Genomic DNA, 7,109 nt, shown 5'->3' on the forward strand with positions numbered 1-7,109 from the left:
CCGGCGCGGCGCAGGCCGCGGACGATCGCGTCATCGACGCCCAGCGCCGCTACCGGCAGCGGCGCCACCGCGCGCAGCTCTTCGCCCGGCGCGACGATCAGGCCGGAGCCGCCGCGGGTCAGCGCCCGCGCCGCCACCGCAGTGCCGGCGATCGCGGCGCTGACCGCAAAGCCCTGCCGCGTCAGCGCCGCGGTCAGCGTGTTCAGCAGCTTGGCCTCGTCGCCGAACAGATGCGCGCAACCGGTGATGTCGAGCAGCAGCCCGTCGGCACCGTCGAGCGCCACCAGCGGCGTGAAGCGATCGCACCAGTCGGCGATCGCATTCAGCAGCGCCGCATCGGCATGCGGGTCATGATCGATCACATCGACCGCCGGATGCATCGCCCGCACGGTGGCGAGCGGCATTCCGAGCATCACCCCGCCGCGGCTGGCGCGCGCATCGCACGCGACAACCACCAGCGCGTTGTCGCGCTTGGCGGCGACGACACGCGGCGGAGGAGGCGCAGCATCAGCCGGCGAGCCGGTGCTCACCTGCGGCGAGGTCCGTTCGACCCGATCGGTCGAAAGCCTCGGCAGCCAAAGGCCGAGGGTACGCCTGCGGTTCACGGAAGCGGCACGCATCACAATTCCATTCCATGATCCAGCGGCCGGTCTGGCCGCGACGATTGCGAACAAGAGAGGTGTCGAGCACCGGGGCGCCCCAGCCTTCGATCGGCGGCGAAGGCGCCGCGCGGATTACCCAGCGGGTTTCCGCGGTCGAGGCCTGCGGCGCAGCGGCGATCCGCAGCATCAGCGTGGTGACGCCGGACTGCTGCGCCGCCAGCGTCAGTTTTCGCGAGGCGACGGAATCGAACGCGCGGGTCTCGCCCCACAGTTCGGTGATCACCGCGCCGAGCCCATTGCAGGCCAGCGCATCGGCGGCGGCGCGGAGTGCGCTGTCGGCATCATGGGCGCGCACCATCACCAGGCGGCGCGGGTCGAAGCCGAGTTCGGCCAGCCCCTCCATCGCCAGCTCGCCGTTCTCGCGCGCGGAAAAATCCTGGCGGATCCACAACAGGTAGCGCGCCTCGGCGAGCAGCTGCGCCACGCCGGCGATGAAGCCGGTTGCAGCAGAGGCGTGACGGCCATCGCAGAACACTTCGTGCAGCGCGCCCTGCATCAGGCCGCCGTGCAGCACCGCATCCACATCGTCATGGCCAAGCGGCACGCGGCGCAGCGTCTCCGCCGTCCCGCTTTCGAGCCGGTCGATTTCGCCCTGCAGGCGCGCAAGCATACCGAGGCGGGCGCTATCCATGCGCCGCTCCTTTTTCCGTTGCCGTTTTCGGATTCGATGAACCCGTTGCCGGCTCATTTGTTCATGATATGTTCTAATAAATCCCTGCTCCCGGGCGGAGTCAATCGGGATCGCACCGAGGTCTTGCGGCAAATTTTTTCGCGAGATGAATCAAGGAGATTCCAAGCATGGACGTGCAGCGCAAGCTGGCCATCCTGGCGGACGCGGCGAAATACGACGCCTCCTGCGCCTCCAGCGGGACGGAGAAACGCGACAGCCAGGGCGGCAAGGGGCTCGGCTCCACCGCCCCCGGCATGGGCATCTGTCATTCTTATGCGCCGGACGGGCGCTGCATCTCGCTGCTCAAGGTGCTGCTCACCAACGCCTGCGCCTATGACTGCCTGTATTGCGTCAACCGGGCGTCGTCGAACGTGCCGCGCGCCCGCTTCACCGTCGACGAGGTGGTGCAGCTCACGCTCGACTTCTATCGCCGCAACTACATCGAGGGGCTGTTTCTATCCTCGGGGATCATCCGCAGCGCCGACTATACGATGGAGCAGATCGTCGAAGTGGCGCGGCGCCTCCGGGAGGAGCATCACTTCCGCGGCTACATTCATCTGAAGACGATCCCGGAAGCCGACGACGCGCTGATCGCCAAGGCCGGCCGCTATGCCGACCGGCTCAGCATCAATATCGAGATGCCGGAGGAGAACAGCCTTGCTCAATTGGCGCCAGAGAAGAACGTCCGCGCCATCCGCCGCACCATGGGGCGGCTGCGGCTGAAGCTGGATGAAGCGACCGAGGCCACGGCCGAGGCGCGGAAGACCCCCACCCGCGCCAAGCCGCCGCGCTTCGCACCGGCCGGCCAGAGCACGCAAATGATCGTCGGCGCCGACAGCGCCACCGACCAGACCATCCTCAACACCAGCGCCAACCTCTACGGCTCGTACAATCTCAAGCGGGTGTACTACTCGGCATTCAGCCCGATCCCGGATTCCAGCCGGGCGCTGCCGCTGCAGGCGCCGCCCCTGGTGCGCGAACATCGGTTGTACCAGGCCGACTGGCTGATGCGGTTCTACGGCTTCGACGCCGGCGAAATCATCGATCCCGCCGCCGGCATGCTGTCGCTGGAGATGGATCCGAAACTGGCCTGGGCGCTGCGACACCGCGAGCGCTTCCCGCTCGACGTCAACCGCGCCAGCCGCGAGGAATTGCTGCGCATTCCCGGCTTCGGCCGCAAGGCGGTCGACCGCATCATCGACACCCGCCGCCACTGCACGATCCGCAGCTCGGACCTCGCCAAACTCCACATCCCAAGGAACAAGGCGCTGCCGTTCATCGTTCTCCCCGACCACCGCCCGCCGAGCACCCTGCTCGACGCCGCGCGACTGGCGGAGCGGTTTCGGCCGAAGGCGCAGCAACTGGGATTTGGGTTTTGATCGGTTGCGTTGGGTGAGCCGTCATTGCGAGGAGGCGTAGCCGACGAAGCAATCCAGCTCAGGCACGAAGCTGATTGCTTCGCTTCGCTCGCAATGACGAGGTGGATGGAGAGATCTTGATACGAGTACAGCCTCATCCTGAGGAGGCTGCGCAGCAGCCGTCTCGAAGGATGAAGTCACACCCCCTTGGGCCATCCTTCGAGACGCCACGACGAAACCCTTCGGGCTTCGCCGCGACTCCTCAGGATGAGGATAGTGCCACGTAGCACGCGTGTAGGAATTAACTAACAGTCTGGGGCAACCAAAGGCACATGCACCGCATCCGGCTCGACAGCGACACCGATTTTGGCGGCTGGCGCACGGCGGCGCGGGAGCTAGTGCTGGCGGGCGTGGCACCGGCGGATATCACATGGACCGTGGCCGGCGACGAGCCGGAGCTGTTCGATGCGGCGGAGCTGTCGCCGGATGCAGGGCATCTTTCTGAAGCGGCCGCGCCGTTCACACACTCGACCCAAACGCCCCCCCCCGTGCAGACATTCAACGTCCCCGCCCGCTTCGTCGAGCTGGCACAGATCGCCATCCTGCATCGCGATCCACAGCGCTTTGCGTATCTGTATCAGCTGCTGTGGCGGCTGCGCGCCAATCCCGAATTGATGCAGGTGGCCACCGATCCCGACGTGGCGCGGCTGCAGGCGATGGCCAAGGCGGTGCGGCGCGACGAGCACAAGATGCACGCCTTCGTTCGCTTCCGCGAGATCGGACGCGAACCCAAGTCGCGCTATGTCGCCTGGTTCGAGCCCGAGCACCATATCGTCGAGCTCGCTGCGCCATTCTTCGCGCGGCGCTTCGCCGACATGGAATGGTCGATCCTGACGCCCGACGTCTGCGCGCATTGGGACGGTCATGCGATTGCGATCACGCCCGGCGTCACCAAGGCGATGGCGCCGTCGGAGGATCGCCTGGAAGAAACCTGGCTCACCTACTACGCCAGCATCTTCAATCCGGCGCGGCTGAAGACCAAGGCGATGCAGGCCGAAATGCCGAAGAAGTATTGGCGCAATCTGCCCGAAGCGGCGCTGATCAAACCGCTGATCGAACACGCCGAGCGCAAGGCGCACGCGATGGTCGCGGCCGAGGCCACCGCGCCGAAGAAGCCGCAGCGACAGGAGCAGCCGATGACGAGAGCCAAGCCGAACGCCGACACGCTGGCGCATCTGCGCGAGGAAGCGAAAGATTGCCGCGCCTGCGACCTGTGGAAGGACGCCACCCAGACCGTGTTCGGCGAAGGTCCGCAGCATGCCACCGTGATGCTGGTCGGTGAGCAGCCCGGCGACAAGGAAGACCTCGCCGGCAAGCCGTTCGTCGGCCCGGCCGGGCAGATGCTCGATCGCGCGCTGGCGGAAGCCGGCGTCGACCGCAGCAAGACCTATGTGACAAACGCGGTGAAGCACTTCAAATTCGTGCCGCGTGGCAAGATCCGCCTGCACCAGAAGCCGAACACGCCCGAGATCAAAGCGTGCCGGCAATGGTACGAGCGCGAGCTCGCCGCGGTGCAGCCGCTGCTGGTGGTGGCGATGGGCGCCACCGCGGCGCAGAGCGTGCTCGGCAAGATCACCCCAATCAACAAGACCCGCGGCCACCTGATCGACCACGACGGCGGCCCGCAGGTGCTGGTGACGGTGCATCCGTCCTATCTGCTGCGGCTGCCCGACGCCGAAGCCAAGGAACGCGAATACGCCCGCTTCGTCGACGACCTAAAACTCGTCGCCGCGCATCTGAAGAAGGCACACGCAGCGTAGCGGGGAGAGGTTCCCCGGTGCGGCCGCTCGGTCGACGCAAGTCTTCCGCCGTCTGCCCCTCCTCGCGACATTTCCGCGCAGCAGCACGATCTATTTCCATTGGACGGAATGGAGGGGAAATTTGGTAACCGTCGCAATTTCCGCGGGTTGAGCACGGCGGCCGAACCGGCTAACGCTCCGCTGCACTGTTGCACTGCAATGCAGCGCATGCGGCAAGACCAACAACAACACGCGAGGAATCCGATGTCTGCCCTGTCCCGTTCCATCGCCGCCGTCGCGGCCGTCGCGCTGCTGTCCGCCACCGGCGGGCAAGCACTGGCGCAAAAGAAATACGGCCCCGGTGCGAGCGACACCGAAGTCAAGATCGGCAACATCGTGCCGTATTCCGGCCCCGCCTCGGCCTATGGCAGCGTCGGCCGGGCGCAGGAAGCCTATTTCAAGATGATCAACGACAAGGGCGGCATCAACGGCCGCAAGATCGTCTACGTGTCCTATGACGACGCCTATTCGCCGCCGAAGGCCGTCGAGCAGACCCGCAAGCTGGTCGAGAGCGACGAAGTGCTGTTCATGTTCTCGCCGCTCGGCACGCCGTCGAACACCGCGATCCAGAAGTATCTGAACGCCAAGAAGGTGCCGCATCTGTTCCTGGCGTCGGGCGCCACCAAGTGGAACGATCCGAAGCACTTCCCGTGGACGATGGGCTGGCTGCCGAGTTACCAGAGCGAAGGCCGGATCTACGCCAAGTACATCTTGAAGGAGAAGCCGGACGCCAAGATCGCCGTGCTGTATCAGGGCGACGACTTCGGCAAGGACTACTTGAAGGGCCTCAAGGACGGTCTTGGCGCCAAGGCGTCGCAGGTCGTGATTGAGGACAGCTACGAGCTGACCGAGCCGACCGTCGACTCCCACATCGTCAAGATCAAGGCCGCCAATCCGGACGTGCTGGTGATCTTCGCGACGCCGAAGTTCGCCGCGCAGACCATCAAGAAGGTCGCCGAGCTGGCTTGGAAGCCGATGATGATCGTGCCGAACGTCTCGGCCTCGACCGGCAGCGTGATGAAGCCGGCCGGCTTCGAAAACGCGCAGGGCATCGTCTCGGCCGCCTACGCCAAGGACGCTACCGACAAGCAGTGGGAAAACGACCCGGGCATGAAGGCGTATTACGAGTTCATGGCCAAGTACGCGCCGGACGCCAGCCGCGCCGACTCCTCGTTCACCACCGGCTACAACATCGCCGAGACCGTTGCGGTGCTGATCAAGCAGTGCGGCGACGACCTCAGCCGTGAAAACGTGATGAAGCAGGCGGCGAACCTGAAGGGCGTGCAGCTCGGCGGCCTGCTGCCGGGCGTGACGCTGAACACCTCGCCGACCGACTTCGCGCCGATCGAGCAGTTGCAGATGATGCGGTTCGAAGGCGAGAACTGGAAGCTGTTCGGCGACGTGATCGAAGGCGAAGTCGCTGCGCCGAGCGGCGGCTAGTTCGCCCTCCTGTTCGCCTCGACGAACCAGCCCTCCGCGATCACCGCGGAGGGCTTTTTCGTTCATCGCGCGCGCCGTCTTGCCGCCCCGCAGTGCGCCTGCCACAACTGGCGGCATGACCGATCGTCGCCCCCTGCTCCGCGCCATCTTCGATGCGGCCGTTGCCGCCGCGCATCCCGACCGCATTCTCGCCGCGCAGCTGCCGCCGGCGCCGCGCGGACGGATCATCTGCCTCGCGGCCGGCAAAGGCGCAGCCGCGATGGCCGCCGCCGCCGAGCGGCACTATCTGGACACATTGGGTCTGGAACCGTCGCGGCTGGTCGGCATCGCCACCACGCGCCATGGCCACCGTGTTCCGACGCGTGTCATCGAGGTGATCGAGGCAGGGCATCCGATGCCAGACGCCGCCGGCGTGCGCGGCGCCGAAGCCAGCCTCGCCCTTGCCGCCACTGCGACGCCGGACGACCTGTTGCTCGTGCTGCTATCCGGCGGCGGCTCGGCCAATTGGATCGCACCGACCGAGGGCGTGACGCTGGCGCAGAAGCAGCAGGCGACCCGGGCGCTGCTGCGCTCCGGCGCACCGATCGGCGAGGTCAACACGGTGCGCAAACATCTGTCGCGGATCAAAGGCGGCCGCCTCGCCCGGGCCGGTCAGCACGCCGCGCAGATCGTGACGCTGGCGATCTCGGACGTGCCGCGCGACGAGCCGTCCGCGATCGCGTCGGGCCCGACCGTGCCGGATCCGACCACGCTGGGCGACGCCCGCGCGCTGGTGGCCCGCTATGATCTGCAGCTCGATCCCGCGGTCGCCGCCGCGCTGAACAATCAGCGCAACGAGAGCGTCAAGGCCGGCGATGCCGCGTTCGCCCGCGCCCGGTTCGAGATCATCGCGCGGCCGCGGCAGTCGCTCGATGCGGCGATCCAAGTTGCTCGCGACGCCGGCTACGAGGTCGCCGATCTCGGCGCCGATCTCGAAGGCGAAGCCCGCGAGATTGCCGCCGCGCACGCCCGGCTCGCGCGGGAGGCTCGGGCTGCGGGACGCAAATTGGCGATCCTGTCCGGCGGCGAATTGACGGTGACGGTGCGCGGCCAAGGCCGCGGCGGCCCCAACCAGGAATAC

At 66.8% G+C, this 7,109-nt stretch carries 6 protein-coding genes; 4 read left to right on the forward strand and 2 right to left on the reverse strand.

Annotated features, from left to right (window positions below):
- Both DYI24_RS17585 and DYI24_RS17590 read right to left on the reverse strand, forming a co-directional pair.
- The coding region (locus DYI24_RS17585; protein WP_349627791.1) for a Y-family DNA polymerase at positions 1 to 455 on the reverse strand (455 nt) is incomplete at its 3' end.
- 52 nt (positions 456 to 507) lie between these two features.
- On the reverse strand, positions 508 to 1,293 hold the full coding sequence (locus DYI24_RS17590) for an ImuA family protein (protein ID WP_164573219.1): 786 nt from the start codon (positions 1,291 to 1,293) through the stop codon (positions 508 to 510).
- A gap of 167 nt (positions 1,294 to 1,460) precedes the next feature.
- On the opposite strand from DYI24_RS17590, the gene DYI24_RS17595 reads away from it, so the two are divergent.
- From DYI24_RS17595 to DYI24_RS17610, 4 genes are all read left to right on the forward strand, one after another.
- Positions 1,461 to 2,711, forward strand: coding sequence for a putative DNA modification/repair radical SAM protein (locus tag DYI24_RS17595; RefSeq protein WP_164573220.1), 1,251 nt, complete (start codon positions 1,461 to 1,463; stop codon positions 2,709 to 2,711).
- A 311-nt stretch (positions 2,712 to 3,022) separates the two neighbouring features.
- Positions 3,023 to 4,510: a UdgX family uracil-DNA binding protein gene (locus DYI24_RS17600; protein ID WP_164573221.1), complete on the forward strand. Its 1,488-nt coding sequence runs from the start codon at positions 3,023 to 3,025 to the stop codon at positions 4,508 to 4,510.
- Positions 4,511 to 4,753: 243 nt separating this feature from the next.
- Positions 4,754 to 5,989 carry an ABC transporter substrate-binding protein gene (locus DYI24_RS17605; protein ID WP_107343769.1) on the forward strand — a complete coding sequence of 412 codons (1,236 nt, stop codon included), beginning with the start codon at positions 4,754 to 4,756 and terminating at the stop codon, positions 5,987 to 5,989.
- A gap of 115 nt (positions 5,990 to 6,104) precedes the next feature.
- Positions 6,105 to 7,109 (forward strand): glycerate kinase type-2 family protein (locus tag DYI24_RS17610; protein ID WP_164573222.1); only part of this gene is annotated, 1,005 nt, incomplete at its 3' end.

It is taken from the genome of Rhodopseudomonas sp. BR0C11 (assembly GCF_010820945.1).
Classification (GTDB): Bacteria; Pseudomonadota; Alphaproteobacteria; order Rhizobiales; family Xanthobacteraceae; genus Rhodopseudomonas; species Rhodopseudomonas palustris_H.

Bases quoted from the DNA above. Each gene is read 5' to 3' on its own strand.
- DYI24_RS17590 (WP_164573219.1), bottom strand. From the start codon at position 1,293: ATGGATAGCGCCCGCCTCGGTATGCTTGCGCGCCTGCAGGGCGAAATC.
- DYI24_RS17595 (WP_164573220.1), top strand. From the start codon at position 1,461: ATGGACGTGCAGCGCAAGCTGGCCATCCTGGCGGACGCGGCGAAATAC.
- DYI24_RS17600 (WP_164573221.1), top strand. From the start codon at position 3,023: ATGCACCGCATCCGGCTCGACAGCGACACCGATTTTGGCGGCTGGCGC.
- DYI24_RS17605 (WP_107343769.1), top strand. From the start codon at position 4,754: ATGTCTGCCCTGTCCCGTTCCATCGCCGCCGTCGCGGCCGTCGCGCTG.